This window comes from Streptomyces sp. CLV115 (assembly GCF_038448545.1).
GTDB lineage: Bacteria > Actinomycetota > Actinomycetes > Streptomycetales > Streptomycetaceae > Streptomyces > Streptomyces sanglieri.
In genome coordinates this window covers 45924-63130 of the sequence record NZ_JBCEWQ010000027.1, presented here as the reverse complement: position 1 = coordinate 63130, position 17207 = coordinate 45924, and the positions used below count along the sequence as shown (strand labels likewise).

General features: G+C 72.1%; 14 protein-coding genes. 4 read left to right on the top strand and 10 right to left on the bottom strand.

The annotated features are described in order from the left end of the window. Positions 1–349 precede the first annotated feature (349 nt). The 3 genes from glmS to AADR41_RS12885 form a co-directional block, all read right to left on the bottom strand. Positions 350–2179, bottom strand: a complete 1830-nt coding sequence (glmS, locus tag AADR41_RS12895; RefSeq protein ID WP_342281506.1) for a glutamine--fructose-6-phosphate transaminase (isomerizing) — start codon at positions 2177–2179, stop codon at positions 350–352. A 58-nt stretch (positions 2180–2237) separates the two neighbouring features. Continuing rightward, positions 2238–2513 carry a hypothetical protein gene (locus AADR41_RS12890; protein ID WP_342281505.1) on the bottom strand — a complete coding sequence of 92 codons (276 nt, stop codon included), beginning with the start codon at positions 2511–2513 and terminating at the stop codon, positions 2238–2240. 133 nt (positions 2514–2646) lie between these two features. Then, a complete protein-coding gene (locus AADR41_RS12885; protein WP_342281504.1) occupies positions 2647–3576 on the bottom strand; it encodes a DUF4429 domain-containing protein in 930 nt (309 codons plus the stop codon). A gap of 136 nt (positions 3577–3712) precedes the next feature. Here AADR41_RS12885 and AADR41_RS12880 point away from each other — a divergent pair, with 136 nt between their 5' ends. Continuing rightward, the gene (locus tag AADR41_RS12880; protein WP_342281503.1) at positions 3713–5341 is read left to right on the top strand and encodes a beta-N-acetylhexosaminidase; all 1629 of its coding nucleotides are present in this window, start codon (positions 3713–3715) and stop codon (positions 5339–5341) included. Positions 5342–5480: 139 nt separating this feature from the next. On the opposite strand, the gene AADR41_RS12875 is transcribed toward AADR41_RS12880, so the two are convergent. The 3 genes from AADR41_RS12875 to AADR41_RS12865 form a co-directional block, all read right to left on the bottom strand. Next, positions 5481–5840 (bottom strand): hypothetical protein, encoded by a 360-nt coding sequence (locus AADR41_RS12875; protein ID WP_342281502.1) that lies wholly within the window; start codon positions 5838–5840, stop codon positions 5481–5483. Then, on the bottom strand, positions 5837–6478 hold the full coding sequence (locus tag AADR41_RS12870; RefSeq protein ID WP_342281501.1) for a GNAT family N-acetyltransferase: 642 nt from the start codon (positions 6476–6478) through the stop codon (positions 5837–5839). The genes AADR41_RS12875 and AADR41_RS12870 overlap by 4 nt, the downstream gene beginning before the upstream one ends. A gap of 84 nt (positions 6479–6562) precedes the next feature. Then, on the bottom strand, positions 6563–7018 hold the full coding sequence (locus AADR41_RS12865) for a MarR family winged helix-turn-helix transcriptional regulator (RefSeq protein WP_342281500.1): 456 nt from the start codon (positions 7016–7018) through the stop codon (positions 6563–6565). Between the two features lie 159 nt (positions 7019–7177). Between AADR41_RS12865 and AADR41_RS12860 the strand changes: the two genes are divergently transcribed. Continuing rightward, a complete protein-coding gene (locus tag AADR41_RS12860; protein WP_342281499.1) occupies positions 7178–8620 on the top strand; it encodes an MFS transporter in 1443 nt (480 codons plus the stop codon). Positions 8621–8810: 190 nt separating this feature from the next. Continuing rightward, entirely contained in the window at positions 8811–9590 is a 780-nt protein-coding gene (locus tag AADR41_RS12855) for a hypothetical protein (RefSeq protein ID WP_342281498.1), read from the top strand. 247 nt (positions 9591–9837) lie between these two features. Here AADR41_RS12855 and AADR41_RS12850 read toward each other — a convergent pair whose 3' ends face one another. The 4 genes from AADR41_RS12850 to AADR41_RS12835 are packed head-to-tail and all read right to left on the bottom strand — an operon-like array spanning position 9838 to position 15697. Next, positions 9838–11004, bottom strand: coding sequence for an acyl-CoA dehydrogenase family protein (locus AADR41_RS12850; RefSeq protein ID WP_342281497.1), 1167 nt, complete (start codon positions 11002–11004; stop codon positions 9838–9840). Between the two features lie 31 nt (positions 11005–11035). Then, entirely contained in the window at positions 11036–11977 is a 942-nt protein-coding gene (locus AADR41_RS12845; protein WP_342281496.1) for a hydroxymethylglutaryl-CoA lyase, read from the bottom strand. Beyond that, complete coding sequence (locus AADR41_RS12840; protein WP_342281495.1) at positions 11974–14061, bottom strand: acetyl/propionyl/methylcrotonyl-CoA carboxylase subunit alpha; 2088 nt, start codon at positions 14059–14061, stop codon at positions 11974–11976. The genes AADR41_RS12845 and AADR41_RS12840 overlap by 4 nt, the downstream gene beginning before the upstream one ends. A 13-nt stretch (positions 14062–14074) precedes the next feature. Next, positions 14075–15697, bottom strand: coding sequence for a carboxyl transferase domain-containing protein (locus AADR41_RS12835; RefSeq protein ID WP_342281494.1), 1623 nt, complete (start codon positions 15695–15697; stop codon positions 14075–14077). 272 nt (positions 15698–15969) lie between these two features. Here AADR41_RS12835 and AADR41_RS12830 point away from each other — a divergent pair, with 272 nt between their 5' ends. Continuing rightward, positions 15970–17178 (top strand): DUF418 domain-containing protein, encoded by a 1209-nt coding sequence (locus AADR41_RS12830; RefSeq protein WP_342281493.1) that lies wholly within the window; start codon positions 15970–15972, stop codon positions 17176–17178. Positions 17179–17207 lie beyond the last annotated feature (29 nt).

The following is a 17207-nucleotide window of genomic DNA, read 5'->3' as shown; positions in this document are numbered from 1 at the left end:
TTCGTCACTTCGATGGCCCGTCGTGGCGCTCTTTTTCGATGTGGCGTCAAATCGCCTTCGAAAACCGGCATTTGATGTCCGACAGAGGTGAATTGCGTGCTTGTAAAGGGTATATGACAGGCAGTCGGGCGGCGTTCGGCACCGGTCGCACCGGGGCGCACGTGCTGCCGGCCGGGGCGTGACGGTCGGGGTCGCAACAGCGGCCGGGCCGGGGCGCCGGGGCAGCCGCCGGCGGCAGTGGAGCGGCCCCGTACCCGCGGTGGCGGCGGGTACGGGGCCGTTCTGCGGTACGGGGCCGCCCGGCAGGGGCGCGCGCGGGACCGTGCCCGCGGCGGCCGGGGCGCGGGGGCTACTCGACGGTGACGGACTTCGCCAGGTTGCGCGGCTTGTCGATGTCACGGCCCATGGCCAGCGCGGTGTGGTACGCGAAGAGCTGGAGCGGGATGCCCATCAGGATCGGGTCCAGCTCGTTCTCGTTCTTCGGCACGACGATGGTGTGGTCGGCCTTCTCCTGCACCTGGTGGGCGACCGCGAGGATGCGGCCGCTGCGGGCCTTGATCTCCTCCAGTGCGGCGCGGTTCTTCTCCAGCAGGTCGTCGTCCGGCACGATCGCGACCGTCGGCATCGCGGGCTCGATCAGCGCCAGCGGGCCGTGCTTCAGCTCGGAGGCCGGGTACGCCTCGGCGTGGATGTACGAGACCTCCTTGAGCTTCAGCGCGGCCTCACGGGCGACGGGGAAGCCGCGCACCCGGCCGATGAACATCATCGACTTGGCGTCCGCGTACTCGGCCGCCATCTTCTTGATCTCGTCCTCGTTCGCCAGGATCTCGCTGATCTGGGCGGGCAGCCTGCGCAGCCCGTCGATGATCCGCTTGCCGTCGGCGACCGACAGGTCCCGGATCCGGCCCAGGTGCAGGGCGAGCAGCGCGAACGCGACGACGGTGTTGGTGAAGCACTTGGTGGAGACGACACAGACCTCGGGGCCGGCGTGGACGTACGTGCCGCCGTCGGCCTCCCGGGCGATCGCCGACCCCACCACGTTGACGACCCCGAGCACCCGGGCGCCCTTGCGCTTGAGCTCCTGGACGGCGGCCAGCACGTCGTACGTCTCACCGGACTGCGAGACCGCGACGTACAGCGTGTCCGGGTCGACCACCGGGTTGCGGTAGCGGAACTCGGAGGCGGGCTCGGCGTCCGCGGGGATGCGGGCCAGCTCCTCGATCAGCTGGGCGCCGATCTGGCCCGCGTGGTACGAGGTGCCGCAGCCGAGGATCTTGATCCGGCGGACCCCGCGCGCCTCGCGGGCGTCCAGGTTGAGGCCGCCCAGGTGCACGGTGGCGAAGCGGTCGTCGATCCGCCCGCGCAGCACCCGGTCGACGGCGTCGGCCTGCTCGGAGATCTCCTTGTGCATGTACGTGTCGTGGCCGCCCATGTCGTACGACTCGGCCTCCCACTCCACGGTGGTCGGCGTGGCCGTCGTGGACGAGCCCTCCGTGGTGTACGTACGGAAGTCGTCGGCCTTGAGGGTGGCCATCTCGCCGTCGTCCAGGGTGACGACCTGGCGGGTGTGGGCGACCAGCGCGGCGACGTCCGAGGCGACGAACATCTCCTTCTCGCCGATGCCGAGCACCACCGGGGAGCCGTTGCGGGCGACCACGATGCGGTCGTTGAAGTCGGCGTGCAGGACGGCGATGCCGTACGTGCCCTCGACCGAGCGCAGCGCCTCGCGGACCTTCTCCTCCAGGGTCTCCGCCTGGGCGCGGGCGATCAGGTGGACCAGCACCTCGGTGTCGGTCTCGGAGAGGAAGACGACACCGTCGGCGACGAGCTTCGCACGGAGCTCGGAGGCGTTGTCGATGATGCCGTTGTGGACGACGGCGACCTTGTTGTCCGCGTCCAGGTGCGGGTGCGCGTTCTCGTCGCTCGGGGCGCCGTGGGTGGCCCAGCGGGTGTGGGCGATACCGGTGGTGCCGGTGAAACGCTTGGGGACGCGGGCCTCCAGCTCGCGGACCCGGCCCTTCGCCTTGACCATCCGCAGGGCGGCGGGCCTGCCGGCCGACGCCTTGCCGGTGATGACGATGCCCGCGGAGTCGTAACCCCGGTACTCCAGCCGCTGCAGCCCTTCCAGCAGCAGCGGGGCCACATCACGCTTCCCGATATATCCGACGATTCCGCACATGGATTCTCTGCCCCTCCATCGACGTACCTGTGGTGCCCGTCGCTCAGCCGCGGGTTCTTCAGCCGTAGACGATGCGGCGCAGCTGGCGGAGCGAGAGCTCCGGCGGCGCGACCGCCCGGTGCGGCAGCTCGGCCGCGATCCGTTCGAAGATCTCCGCGTTGACCAGGCCGCCGGACTGCAGTTCGCGGTGGCGGCGGCGGACGAAGTCGTCGGTCGTCTCGTCGAAGTACGCCAGCACGTCGAAGATCACCCGGGCGGCTTCACCGCGCTGGAGCGCGGTGCTGCGCACCAGGTGATCGATGAGGTCGTCGTGCGACGGGCGGCGTTCGAGCACTCGTTGATATTGCGGCGGGCGGGGCGCTTACGCAACAATTCTGCCCGATATCGGGCAGGGAAGTGTGTGATTGCCGTCTCGAAGAGCCTCGAACGGGTCGGGGTACCCGCTCGGAGGTTCTTCGGGCGCTCGCTCAGAGGTTCTTGAGGACGGCCTGCTTGGCGGCGGCGAACTCGTCGTCGGTGAGGACTCCGGACCGGTGCAGCTCACCGAGCTCGCGCAGCCGTCGCAGCAGGACGTCGTGATCGTCGCCGGCGGGCGCGGACGCGGCCGGGGCTGGAGTCGGGGCCGTGGCCTCCGGTGCCGCGATCTCGGCGGGCGCGGCTCCCTCGGCCTCGCCGGCCCCGGCCGTCCTCCCCGCCGCCCCGGGCAGCCGCACCAGTACCGCCGCCGCGACCAGTACCGCCGTGTACTCCTTCTTGGACAGCCCCCACAGGTCCAGCGAGTACAGGTCGTACTCGGCCGCCCGGACCGGAGCCGTCCCGTCGCCCCGCACGAAGCGCAGCTGCCCGTTCTCCAGGCCGATGGCGGGCACCCAGTGCACGGCGGTCACCTCCGACACCGGGAACGAGACCGGGCCGCCGGAGGTCTTGACCTCCTTGGCCTTCCAGTTCCAGGTCAGGCGGACGGTCTCCCCGTCGAACGAGGCCGTGCCGTCCCCGCCGCCGCCGGCGACCGGCACCGCGGGCCCCGGCAGCAGGAAGCCGTCCACTGCGTCGGTCGGCACCTGCTCGATCAGCAGGGCGTTGCGCACCTCGTCGGCGAAGTACTCCGCCACTCCGCCGCGGTCCTTCTCCACAGCCAGCTGATAGGGGTCCGCGGTGTCCTTGAGCCTGCCGCCGGCCGCGCGCAGGACCGGGCACGCGCCGTCGCGCAGCCGCAGTCGCAGCCGGCCGCCCTTGCGGTCCGGCTCGAAGGAGATGCCCGCCAGTGCCCTCAGCGGAACGACGCGTTCACCCAGCCCCTCCCGGAGCGGGTGGATGCCCTTGCCCCTGCCCGGCACGATCCGCACAGATTCGCCGTCGAAGGTCCAGGTTCCGTCGCGCTGGATTATTTCCGCCATGCGGCAGATTCTGCCAGCCCCGCGAACAGGGAAGTGGTCTACACCTTGACCATGCGTGAGGCGGGCGATACGCATGGTGAAGGTTCGGTTGCTCAGGAGACCCACAGGTGTGAACCCGTCGAAAGGGATCCGGCTCGTGAGACTGCACAGGACACAGCGCACCGCCCTTCCCCGCCTGCTCGGCTCGCTGCTGCTCGTCACGGCGGCCGGGATCGCCGGCGTCGGCGCGGCTCCGGGGGGACCGGCGGTGAACGGCGCCCCGGCCGCCGCCTCCCCCCGTCCGCTGGGCCAGATCGTGCCCGCCCCCGCCGAGGCCAGGCCCGGCGGCTCCGCGTACACCATCACCGCGGGCACCCGGATCCGCGTCGCCGGCTCCGGCGAGGCGCGGAAGGTCGGCGACTACCTGGCGGGCGTGCTGCGCCCGTCCACCGGATACCCGCTGCCGGTCACCGGAGACGGCGCCGACGGCATCCGGCTGCGCGTGGAACCCGGCAACGGCCGGCTGGGCGCCGAGGGCTACAGCCTGAAGTCCGCCCGGGGCTCGGTCACCATCACCGCGCGCGGCCCCGCAGGGCTCTTCCACGGCGTCCAGACGCTCCGTCAGCTGCTCCCGGCCGACGTCGAGCGGAAGAGTCCCCAGAAGGGCCCGTGGACGGTTGCGGGCGGCACGGTCACGGACGCGCCGCGCTACGCGTACCGCAGCGCGATGCTCGATGTCTCCCGGCACTTCTTCTCCGTCGGCGAGGTCAAGCGCTACATCGACCAACTCGCCCTCTACAAGCTGAACAAGCTCCATCTGCATCTCTCCGACGACCAGGGCTGGCGGCTCGCCGTCGACTCCTGGCCGCGGCTCGCCACGTACGGCGGGCAGACGGAGGTCGGCGGCGGGCCCGGCGGCCACTACACGAAGGACGACTACAGGGAGATCGTCCGGTACGCGGCCTCCCGCTATCTGGAGGTCGTCCCGGAGATCGACCTGCCCGGCCACACCAACGCGGCACTCGCCTCGTACGCGGAGCTGAACTGCGACGGGGTCGCGCCGCCGCTGTACACCGGCACGAATGTGGGCTTCAGCTCGCTCTGCGTGCCGAAGGCCGTCACGTACGACTTCGTGGACGACGTGGTCCGCGAGCTCGCCGAGCTCACCCCCGGCAAGTACCTCCACATCGGCGGCGACGAGGCGCACTCCACCAGCCACGAGGACTATGTGGCCTTCATGGACAAGGCGCAGGCGATCGTCGGCAAGTACGGCAAGACCGTGGTCGGCTGGCACCAGCTGACCGGGGGCACGCCGGTGAAGGGCGCGGTCGCCCAGTACTGGGGTTACGACCGTACGGGCGAGGCCGAGCGCAAGCAGGTCGCGGACGCCGCCGTGCACGGGACGAAGCTGGTGCTGTCCCCGGCCGACCGCAGCTACCTCGACATGAAGTACGACAAGGACACCGTGCTGGGCCTGGCCTGGGCCGGTTACGTCCCGGTGCAGCGTTCGTACGACTGGAACCCGGCGACGTACCTGGCCGGCGCCCCGGCGGAGTCGGTCCTGGGTGTCGAGGCGCCGCTCTGGTCGGAGACCCTGACCAACAGCGACGAGGTCGAGCAGATGGCGTTCCCCCGGCTGCCCGGGGTCGCGGAGCTCGGCTGGTCGCCCGCGGCCACGCACGACTGGGACACGTACAAGGTGCGGCTCGGGGCGCAGGGGCCGAGGTTCTCGGCGCTGGGCATCAACTACTACCGGGCGCCGCAGGTGCCCTGGGCCGCCGAGTGAGCCGACCGTGCCCCGTCCGGCGACCGTGCTCCGTCCGGCCGCCGGACGGGGCCCGGTGCGCGGGCGCCGGAAGGTGTGCTCCGCTCGCCCGCCGGACGGCCGTGGTGACCTCCGTGCTCGCCCCGGCCGTTGCATCTGGTCACCAGACCAGGACCCCGCCGCCCACCGACCGGGCCCGCAGCGCGGCCCGGGTGATGTTGGCGAGCCGGTCCGCCACGTAGTCCTCCCGGTAGCCGCTGTGCGCACCGAGCTCCGCCGTGTGGCCGCGCAGCAGTTCGCACTCGGCGAGGAACTCCTCGATGTCCTCCGGCTGTACGCAGAGGTCGTCGTCGGCCAGCCGGGGCAGGAACCGGGCCCCGAGCGCGCGGGCGGGTTCCGAGCCCCAGAGTCTGGTCCGGCTGCTCTCGAACCCGGCCATGTCGCCGCCGTCCCCGGGGTCGTCGAGCAGCCGCAGCTTCCCCGGCCCGTCGTGGACGAAGGTGTGCACCAGCAGTGTCATGCCCCGAACTCCGCCCGGCAGCCGTCGAGTCCCTCGACGGTGACCTCGACGCTCCGGCACTCCTCCCAACGTGCCCGGTCCATCCGCAGCCGCTGAAGGGTGACCGGCACTCCCTGTACGGCGGCGACGGTGATGCCGTCCGGCAGATAGCCGAGCCGGTGCGAGACGCCCAGCGAGCGCGGGTTGTCGGTCAGCGCGTCCGACACGGCGGTCCGGGCCCCGAGGCCGGCGAAGGCGAGATGCAGGGCGGCGGCCCGCATCTCGGTGCCGATGCCCCGGCCCTGGTGGGCGAGGCCCAGCCACGAGCCGGTACTGACCTGGCCGGTCACGGCGAAGTCCTTCGCCATCAGGTCCTGCCGCCCGACCACCCGGCCCTCGTGCAGCACGGCGAGGCTCAGCGCCCAGTCCCGTACCGACCAGTCGGCGACGGTGGACAGCACGTGCTGGAACACCGCCCTGCCGCGCTCCTCGGGTGGTGCGTCGGTCCACGGGACCGTGAACGGCATCTCGCCCGGCGCGTGCACCCCGTCGGCGGCCACCGAGGAGAGGCCGTCCAGCAACTCCAGGTCCGGGAGGCGGAGTTCCAGGCGGGGCGTGCGGAGGCGGAGCCCGTACAGGGGCCAGTGCTGTGGCTTCATGGACGGACTCTGCCGCGCGGTGCGGCGCGCTGTCGAACGGATTCCGTCGCATCCCGTCCGGTACCCCGGGCGGCCCGCGAACGGTCAGGGGCGCGGCCAGGGGCGGCCGCCCAGGCGTTCGATGTCGGTGTTGAAGCGCCGCAGGTAGGCGGCGAAGCCGGAGATGTCCTCGTCCGACCAGTTGGTCATGACCCGCTCCAGGGATTCGACGAGGCCCTCGCGTTCCGCGTCGAGCATGCGGGCGCCCTCGTCGGTGATCCGGAACTTGCGGGCCATGCCGCCCTCGGGGTCCGGGATGCGTTCCACGAGTCCGGCGCGCATGGCCGCCGCGGTCTGCCGGTTGAGGGTGGAGGCGTCGAGCCCGAAGGCGTCGCTGAGCTCGCCGATCGACATCGGCCCCTGGACGCGGACGCGGCTGAGCAGGATGTAGGCGCTGCGGTCCATCAGGCCGTCCTTGCGCCGCCCGCCCTTGTTCTGCAGGAGGCCGTGGCGGCTGAGGAGCATCTGCTCGTACTCGACCTCGTGTGTGGGCCTGGTCATGCGCCTGCCGCCTCCTGTTGTCGTCCGGGCGTCCCGGCGTGCTTCCGGATGCCGGCCTCATTCTCCCACAGGTCTATGCAACATACATATAACGTGCTTGATGCATGAAGTGTGTACGATGCATAGTCTTCTTTCCGTGCATAACCCGAGGAGTCCCGGATGGGCGCGTCCCAGCCATCAACCCGCACCGGCGGCGTAGTCGCCACGCTGGCCATCGCCGGCACCACGGCGGCGATCATGCAGACCCTGGTCACCCCGCTCATCGCGGAGCTGCCGCAGATCCTGAGCACCACCCCCTCGAACGCGACGTGGGTGATCACCGTCACCCTGCTGGTGTCCGCCGTCTGCGTGCCCGTCTCCGGACGTCTGGGCGACATGGTCGGCAAGCGCCGGATGCTGCTGGTGTGCTCGGTGCCGCTGATCGCCGGCTCGGTGGTGTGCGCGCTCTCCTCGTCCGTCGTTCCCATGATCGTCGGCCGCGGCCTGCAGGGCATGGGCATGGGTGTGCTGCCGCTCGGCATCGCCCTGCTGCGTGACGTGGTCCCGGCGGAGAAGCTCAGCTCCTCCATCGCGCTGGTCAGCGCCTCCATGGGCATCGGCGGCGCACTCGGCCTGCCGATCGCCGCGGCGGTCGCCCAGTACACGAACTGGCGGGTGCTGTTCTGGGGCTCGGCCGGCCTGGCCGCCGTGGTCGCGGCGCTGATCTGGTTCCTGATCCCCGATGTGCCGGCCGGCGCCAAGGGCCAGCGGTTCGACGTGCTCGGTGCGCTCGGCCTGGGGGCGGGCCTGGTCTGCCTGCTGCTCGCGGTCTCCAAGGGCGCCGACTGGGGCTGGGGCTCGGCCACCACGCTCGGCCTGTTCGCCGCCGCCGTCGTCGTGCTGCTCGCCTGGGGCCTGTGGGAGCTGCGTACCCGCGACCCGCTGGTCGACCTGCGCACCACCGCACGTCCCCGGGTGCTGATGACCAACCTCGCCTCGGTCTTCGTCGGCTTCGGCATGTACGCCAGCATGCTGATCTCGCCGCAGCTGCTCCAGCTTCCCTCCGCCACCGGCTACGGCCTGGGCCAGTCGATGCTCGCGGCGGGCCTCTGGCTGGCGCCCGGCGGCATCATGATGATGCTCATCTCCCCGCTCGGCGGAAAGCTCATCGACGCCCGGGGCCCGAAGTTCACCCTGGTGTGCGGCGTCCTGGTCATCGCGGTCGGCTACGGCCTGGCGCTGGTGCTCATGGGCTCCGCGTGGGGCCTGATGGTGGTGGGCATGGTGACCAGCAGCGGTGTCGGCCTGGCGTACGGTGCGATGCCGGCGCTGATCATGGGCTCGGTCCCGCTGTCCGAGACCGCCGCCGCCAACGGCTTCAACACGCTCATGCGCTCACTCGGTACGTCGATCGGCGCCGCGGTGGTCGGTGTGGTCCTCTCCCAGATGACCGTCGCCATGGGCGGCTACGACCTCACCTCCGAGAACGGCTTCCGTACCGGCCTCATGGTCGGCTGCGGCGTCGCCCTGGTCGCGGCGGTGATCGCCGCCGCCATCCCGGCCGCGCGCCGCGCGGGGGAAGGCGCCGACGCCGTGCCGGAACCGGCCCCGGCCAAGGTCTGATCCGCGATTCACGCACCCGCGACTCACGTACCTGCGATTCACGCACCCGCGATTCACGTACCTGCGAGTCGCGTCCTTCCGCCGCCCGTCCTCCGCGTCCGCGGGGGACGGGCGGCGGCGGTTTTGGTTTTGGTAGTGTCGCGCCCTTCGGACGGCGTCAGCCCCCGGAGCCCTGAAGGCGATCACGCCCATGACCTCCTCGCGCCCCTTGGCCGCGCACCTCGCCCGCCGCCGCCTCGACGCCGCGCTGGACAACCTCGCGGTCACCTTCCGCGGCATGACCGCCCGCCCCGACGAGAACAACTGCGAGTGCCACTGGGGCGGCGCCGAGGAGCTCGCCCGGCTCAAGGTCCCGGACATCGAGCTGGACCACGATCTCCTGCAACGCACCTGGCGGGCCTCCGACTGGATCGACCACGCGGCGGTGCTGCGCCGGATCCTCCCTCAGTTCGCGCGGTCCCTCGTCGCGGGCCGCGTCGAACCCTTCCTCGGCCCGGAGGAGATCGGCCGCTCGTTCCACCGGGGGCGCTGGCAGCGGTGGCCGGACGGACAGGCCGCCGCGGTAGGGGAGTTCCTGCACGCCTGGTGGACCCGCACCCTCACCGACCCGGCCCCGGCCGTCCCGGCCCACGAACTCCTGGCCGTGGTCGTCGAGGCGTCCGGCACGCTCACCCCGTGGCTCACTCGCTGGGAGGCGCAGACCGGCGTCCCGGCCACCCAGCACCTCACCGAGGCCGCCGCCCACTGGGAGTACCACCTCCTCGGTGACGAACTCCCCTGGGAAGCCTGGGACAGCGAGGACGACGGGGGCGAGATGCGCGCCGAGCTGACGGCCTGGCTGCTGGACCACGCCCGGCCCCGTCTCATTGCCCACGGCGCCCCCGACGAACTGCTCCACCGCATACGTCTGGTCGGCCTCACCGGCCCCGCCCGCTGGGAGGACCCGTACTGGCCCGACCACCGCTACTGACCGACCGGCCGCACCGGCGGGCGCCCACGTCCTCCGCCACCGGCCGACCCGTGCACCCCGCCCGGCACGGCCGCTCGTACGCCGCCGTCACCTCACCGGGGACGGGATCGGCGACCATGAAGCCCCGGGTCGGGACACAGGTGTTGCAGCGCACCGACGGGCATGTCGCGGGTGAGCGCCCGGCTCGGAGAGTGCCTCCGGGCCGGGCGGCCGGCGGGCAGGGCCGTCCCGCCTCGTCACCCGTACGTCAGGACGGCAGGCCCAGCTCGCGGGCGATCAGCATGCGCTGGACCTCGCTCGTGCCCTCGCCGATCTCCAGGATCTTGGAGTCGCGCCACATCCTGGCGACCGGGTACTCGTTCATGAAGCCGTAGCCGCCGTGGATCTGGGTGGCGTCGCGGGCGTTGTCCACCGCCACCGTCGAGGAGTACAGCTTCGCGATCGCGGCCTCTTTCTTGAAGGGCTCGCCCGCGACCATGCGCGAGGCCGCGTCGCGCCAGCCGACGCGGGCCATGTGGGCGCGCATCTCCATGTCCGCGATCTTGAACTGGATCGCCTGGTTGGCGCCGATCGGGCGGCCGAACGCGTGGCGCTCGGCGGCGTACTTCACCGACTCGTCCACGCAGCCCTGCGCCAGGCCCGTGGACAGGGCGGAGATGGCGATCCGGCCCTCGTCCAGGATGCGCAGGAACTGGGCGTAGCCGCGGCCCTCCTCGCCCAGCAGGTTGGCCAGCGGGACGCGGACGTCGGAGAAGGACAGCTCGCGGGTGTCCGAGGAGTTCCAGCCGACCTTGGAGTACGGGGCGGCGACCGTGAAGCCGGGGGTGCCGGACGGCACGATGATGGAGGAGATGCGCGGGGCGCCGTTCTCCTTGCGGCCGGTCACCGCCGTCACCGTGACCAGCTCGGTGATGTCCGTACCGGAGTTGGTGATGAAGCACTTGGAGCCGTTGATCACCCACTCGCCGGTCGCCTCGTCGCGCACCGCCGTCGTCCGGGTGCCGCCCGCGTCCGAGCCGCCGTCCGGCTCGGTCAGCCCGAACGCGCCGAGCGCCTCGCCCGAGCAGAGCCTCGGCAGCCACCGCTGCTTCTGCTCCTCGGTGCCGAAGTGGTAGACCGGCATCGCGCCGAGCGAGACCCCGGCCTCCAGGGTGATCGCCACGGAGGAATCGACCCGGGCCAGCTCCTCCAGGGCGATCCCGAGGGCGAGGTAGTCGCCGCCCATGCCGCCGTACTCCTCCGGGAACGGCAGCCCGAACAGGCCCATCCGCCCCATCTCCCGCACGATCTCGTACGGGAACTCGTGCCGTTCGTACAGGTCGCCGATCTTCGGCGCGACCACGTCGTGCGCGAACTCCTCGACGGTGCGCCGCAGTTCCTCGTGTTCGGCGGTCAGCCGGTGGTCCAGGGACATGGCAGGGGTCACTCCTTGTGGGAACGGGTGTCTATCGCACCGAGAGCGCGCGGACGGTACGGGACGGGCTGGGTCGGCCCAGTCGTTCGGCGAGCCACACGCTGGTGGCGGTGAGCGCGTCGAGATCGACCCCGGTTTCGATGCCGAGGCCCTGGAGCATCCACACGAGGTCCTCGGTGGCGAGATTTCCGGTCGCGCTCTTCGCGTACGGGCAGCCGCCGAGGCCGCCCGCGGAGGCGTCCACCGTGGTCACCCCGTGCTGGAGCGCGGCGAGGGTGTTGGAGAGGGCCTGGCCGTAGGTGTCGTGGAAGTGCACGCCGATGGTGTCGGTGGGCACGCCCTCCTCGTTCAGCTCCGAGAGCAGGGTCTGCACGTGGCCGGGCGTGGCCACGCCGATGGTGTCACCGAGGGAGAGCTCGTCGCAGCCGAGGTCCATCAGCGCCTTGGCGACCCGGACGACCTGGTGGACGGGGACGGGCCCCTCCCACGGGTCGCCGAAGCACATCGACAGATAGCCGCGCACATGCACCTTGTCGGCCTTGGCGCGGGCGACGACCGGCTCGAACATGGCGAGCGACTCGTCGACGGTGCGGTTGAGATTGCGGGCGGCGAACGTCTCGGTCGCCGAGCCGAACACCGCGATCCTGCGGGCACCGAGCGCCAGCGCCCGGTCCAGGCCGCGTTCGTTCGGGACCAGGACCGGCAGGGCGACGCCCCCGATGTCGGCCAGCCGGGGGAACAGGTCCTCGGCATCGGCCAGTTGGGGCACCCACTTGGGGTGCACGAAGCTGGTCGCCTCGACGGTGGTCAGGCCCGAAGCGGCCAGCCGGTGGATGAACTCCGCCTTCACCTCGGTCGGTACGACGGCCTTCTCGTTCTGCAGCCCGTCACGGGCACCGACCTCGTGGATGCGGACCCGGGCGGGCAGATCCGGGGCCGGCACGGTCATCGGGAGGGGGCGAGACGTCGTCATGCTTCCTCCCCGGGAGCCATGGGAGCCTCCACGGGTGCGACCACGGCCAGGATCTGGTCCATGGCGACCGTGGCGCCGGCGCCGACGTCCAGCTCGGTCACGGTCCCGGCGTGCGGGGCGGAGATGACGTGCTCCATCTTCATCGCCTCCACCACCAGCAGGCTCTGGCCGGCCACGACCTCGTCGCCGACCGCCACCTTCACCACGGTGACCGTCCCCGGCATCGGCGCGGCGAGGGTGTCCGCCCCGGAACGGCCGGCGCCGGCCAGCGACGCCTCCACCGGGTCGTGATCCTGTACGTGCCAGCTGTCGCCGCCCCGGCCGAGCCATACGCCCTCCGGGGAGCGGACATGGCTGAACGTGTGGGTGACACCGGCGAGTTCGAGGGTGACGCGGGGGCCGGATACCTTGACCGGTCGGGCCGTCTCCCGGCCGCCGGGCAGCGGCGCCAGCGGACCGCAGGCACCCGTCACCGGCTGCGGCGGCTCGGCGCCCTCCCCGACATGGCCGAACGTCAGCTCCGTACCGGCCGGGCAGGAGCGCAGCGAGACCTGCACCGGGTCGCGGCCCGGCAGCCGGAAGTCGAGCACCGTACGGGCCGGGGCGCCGCCGAGCCGCCAGCCGTCGGCCACCGAGAACGGGTCGACCCAGCCGGAGGCGTCGGCGGCGGGGGCCTTGGAGTGGCGCAGCAGGGCGGCTGCCGCGTACACCTCTTCGGGGACGCCCTCCGGGACCAGGCCGGACGCCTCGCGCTCCACCAGACCCGTGTCCAGATCGCCCGCCACCACCGCCGGGTGGGCGAGCAGCCGGCGCAGGAATCCGGCGTTGGTCGGGACGCCGAGGATCACCGTGTCCGCGAGCGCCGCACGCAGCCGGCGCAGGGCGGTGGGCCGGTCGGGGCCGTACGCGATGACCTTCGACAGCATCGGGTCGTACAGGCTGCCGACCTCGCCGCCCGTGGCCAGGCCGGAGTCCGTCCGCACGCCGCCGCCCTGCGGCTCGTGCAGGGCGAGGACCGTGCCGCCGGAGGGCAGGAAGCCGCGGGCCGGGTCCTCCGCGCAGATCCGGGCCTCGATCGCGTGGCCGGTGAGGGTGATGTCCTCCTGCCGGTGGGGGAGCTCTTCGCCCGCCGCCACCCGCAGCTGCCACTCCACCAGGTCCAGGCCGGTGATCAGCTCGGTGACCGGGTGCTCGACCTGGAGGCGGGTGTTCATCTCCATGAAGTAGTACGAGGCGGGGTCGTTGCCCGGGACGATGAACTCCACCGTGCCCGCGCCGACGTAGCCGCAGGAGCGGGCCGCCTGGACGGCCGCCTCGCCCATCGCCGCCCGGGTCTCCTCGTCGAGCAGGACCGAGGGCGCCTCCTCGATGATCTTCTGGTGGCGGCGCTGGAGCGAGCATTCGCGCTCGCCGAGGTGGACCACATTGCCGTGGGCGTCGGCCAGCACCTGGATCTCGATGTGCCGGGGCCGGTCGATCCACCGCTCCACCAGCAGGGTGTCGTCGCCGAACGAGGACCGCGCCTCACGCCGGGCGGCCGCGATCTCGTCCCCGAGCAGCGCCTCGTCGCGCACCAGCCGCATGCCCTTGCCGCCGCCGCCCGCCGAGGGCTTCAGCAGCACCGGCATCCCGATCGCGCGGGCCGCGTCGACCAGTTGGGCATCGGTGAGCCCGCTCCCGGACGAGCCGGGCACCACGGGCACCCCGGCCGCCGCGACCGTCTCCTTGGCCCGGATCTTGTCGCCCATCAGCGTGATCGCGGAGGCGGGCGGGCCGATGAAGACCAGCCCCGCCTCGGCGCACGCCCGCGCGAAACCCGCGTTCTCGGCGAGGAATCCGTATCCCGGGTGGACGGCCTGCGCGCCGGAGCGGCGGGCGGCGTCCAGCAGCGCGGGCACGCTCAGGTAGCTCATCGCGGCCGGGGCGGGCCCGATCCGTACCGCCGTGTCGGCCTCCCGGACGTGCCGGGCGTCCGCGTCCGCGTCGCTGAAGACGGCGACCGAGCGGACGCCCAGCTCCCGCAGCGTGCGGATGACGCGTACCGCGATCTCGCCGCGGTTGGCGACCAGAACCGTGTCGAACATCGTCATCTGTTCCTCACATCCGGAAGACGCCGAAGCCGGGCGCTGTGTAGTCCCTCTGGGGAAGTGGGGCGTTGGCGCACGCGGTCAGGGCCAGCCCCAGCACCTGCCGGGTATCCATCGGGTCGATCACACCGTCGTCCCAGAGCCGGGCCGTGGCGTAGTAGGCGTTGCCCTGGGTCTCGTACTGCTCGCGGATCGGGGCCTTGAAGGCCTCCTCGTCGGCCGCGCTCCAGTCGTCGCCCAGTTGGTCGCGCTTGACCGTCGCGAGGACGGACGCGGCCTGCTCGCCGCCCATGACGGAGATCTTCGCGTTGGGCCACATCCACAGGAAGCGGGGGGAGTAGGCCCGGCCGCACATGGAGTAGTTGCCCGCGCCGTACGAACCGCCGACGACCACCGTCAGCTTCGGGACGCGGGTGCAGGCCACCGCCGTGACCATCTTGGCGCCGTGCTTGGCGATGCCGCCGGCCTCGTAGTCCCGGCCGACCATGAAGCCGGAGATGTTCTGCAGGAAGACCAGCGGGATGCCGCGCTGGTCGCACAGTTCGATGAAGTGGGCGCCCTTCTGGGCGGACTCGGAGAACAGGATGCCGTTGTTGGCGACGATCCCGACCGGGTGGCCGTGGATCCGGGCGAAACCGGTGATCAGCGTCGTCCCGTACTCGGCCTTGAACTCGGCGAACCGCGAGCCGTCGACGACGCGGGCGATCACCTCGCGCACGTCGTACGGGGTACGGGAGTCGACGGGGACCGCGCCGTACAGGCCCGCGGGATCGACCTGCGGCTCCTCGACGGGCCGCACGGACCACGGCAGCGCGCCCCGGTCCGGCAGCGTGGCCACGATGTTCCGCACGATCCGCAGCGCGTGCGCGTCGTCCTCGGCGAGATGGTCGGTCACCCCCGACGTACGGGAGTGCACCTCGCCGCCGCCCAGTTCCTCGGCCGTCACGACCTCGCCGGTCGCGGCCTTCACCAGCGGGGGACCGCCCAGGAAGATCGTGCCCTGGTTGCGGACGATCACGGCCTCGTCGCTCATCGCGGGGACGTACGCCCCGCCCGCCGTGCACGAACCCAGCACGGCGGCGATCTGCGGGATGCCCGCCCCCGACATCCGCGCCTGGTTGTAGAAGATCCGCCCGAAGTGCTCGCGGTCCGGGAAGACCTCGTCCTGCATCGGCAGGAACGCGCCGCCCGAGTCGACCAGGTACAGACAGGGGAGGCGGTTCTCCAGCGCCACTTCCTGGGCGCGGAGGTGCTTCTTCACCGTCATCGGGTAGTACGTGCCGCCCTTGACGGTCGCGTCATTGGCGACGATCACGCACTCCCGGCCGCTGACCCGGCCGATCCCGGCGATCACGCCGGCCGCCGGGGCGGCGCCCCCGTACAACCCCTCGGCCGCCAGCGGGGCCAGCTCCAGGAACGGGGAACCCGGGTCGAGCAGGGTGTCCACCCGGTCCCTGGGCAGCAGCTTGCCGCGCGCCACATGCCGGGCGCGGGCCCTCTCACCCCCGCCGAGCCTGGCTGTGTCGAGCCGCTCACGCAGCTCGTCGGCGAGTGCGTGATGCGCCGCCTCGTTGGCCTTCCAGGCCTCGGAGGCGGGATCGGCCGCGCTCGCCAGCACCGGTGCCTGCTGCATCGTGTCGAGCCCCCTTGCCCGTACCGCAGTAGTTAGTGACCGTTAACGTCCGACTTCAGGTTAACGAGCGCTAACAGCCTTGTCCAGGGCACTCGGTCCGCACCCGGTCCGCGTCTGCGCCGATTCCGGTCGGTCCGGTCGGTCCGGCGGTCGGTCCGGTCGGTCCGGTCGGTCCGGTCGGGATAATGACCCGCGCCGCTCCCTGACCCGGAGCGGGGCCGGTCGTCGACCTGTGACGGCCTTCGGGGTGGGGAAATGGGGGAAAAGGGCGAATGACGCAGCAATCCCAGGCGCAGGCGCAGACGATGCGGGACGTGGGCGCGGGCGGGAGGCCGCGCATCCTCGAAGTGGACGCGCTGCGCGGGTTCGCGCTCGCCGGGATCCTGGTCGTGAACCTCATGACGACCGCCGGGCCGCCGGGCGCCAGGGACCTCCTCGCGGAGGTGCACCCGGCGGACGGAGCCGTGCAGTGGCTGGTCGCGCTGCTCGCGCAGTCGAAGTTCTACCTGCTCTTCTCCTTCCTGTTCGGATACAGCTTCACCCTCCAGATGGACTCGGCCGCCCGCGCCGGGGCGCGCTTCGTGCCCCGGATGTCGCGGCGGCTGGCCGCGCTCCTCGTGCTCGGGTTCGCCCACGCGGTGCTGCTGTACTCCGGCGACATCCTGATGATCTACGCCCTGTTCGGGCTGCTCCTGCTTGCCGTCAGGAACGCCGGGCCCGCCGCGGTCCGGCGCGCGGCGCTGTGGGTGTTCGGCGCCGCCGGCGGCTTCCTGGTCCTGATCGGCCTGGGGGTCGCGCTGGTCGACCCGGCCCCGGCGGACGGATCCGCCGCGGCGAACGCCGAGCTGACGGCCGCCTACCGGGGCGGATTCGCGGAGGTCGTCGGCGCTAACCTCCGGGCGCTGCCCGAGGTGGCGGCGGCCGTCGTGCTGGTGGGCGGGTTCGTCGCCGCCGCCTTCCTCATGGGGTTCGTGGCCGGACGGCGGCAGTGGCTCGGCGCGGCCGCCCTCGCCGACCGCTCGCGGCTGCGCCGCATCCTCCTGACGGGGCTCGCCGTCGGGATCCCCGGGGCGGCCCTCTCCGCCGCGGCGATGGTGGGGCCGCTGTCGGAGCGCTGGGTGCTGCTGGGCCTGGCGGTCGGCATGGTCGCGGCCCCGGCGCTCTCGGCCGCGTATGCCGCTGGGCTGCTGCTGTGGTTCGCCACACCGGGTGGCGCCGCGACGGCCCGGGTCCTCGCGCCCGCCGGGCGGATGGCGCTGACCAACTACCTGACCCAGTCCCTCGTCATGGCCCTCGTCTTCTCCGGGTACGGGCTCGGGCTGTACGGCCGTACGGGCGCCGCGGCGGCGGTCGGCGGGGGAATCGTGCTGTACGCCGGCCAGCTCGCGCTGAGCGGGTGGCTGATGCGCCGGTACCGGTTCGGGCCGGTGGAGTGGCTGCTGCGCACGGTGACGCTGTGGAGGCGGCCCGGCATCGGTTAACGTTCGCTAACCCGACTGTCTAGAATCGA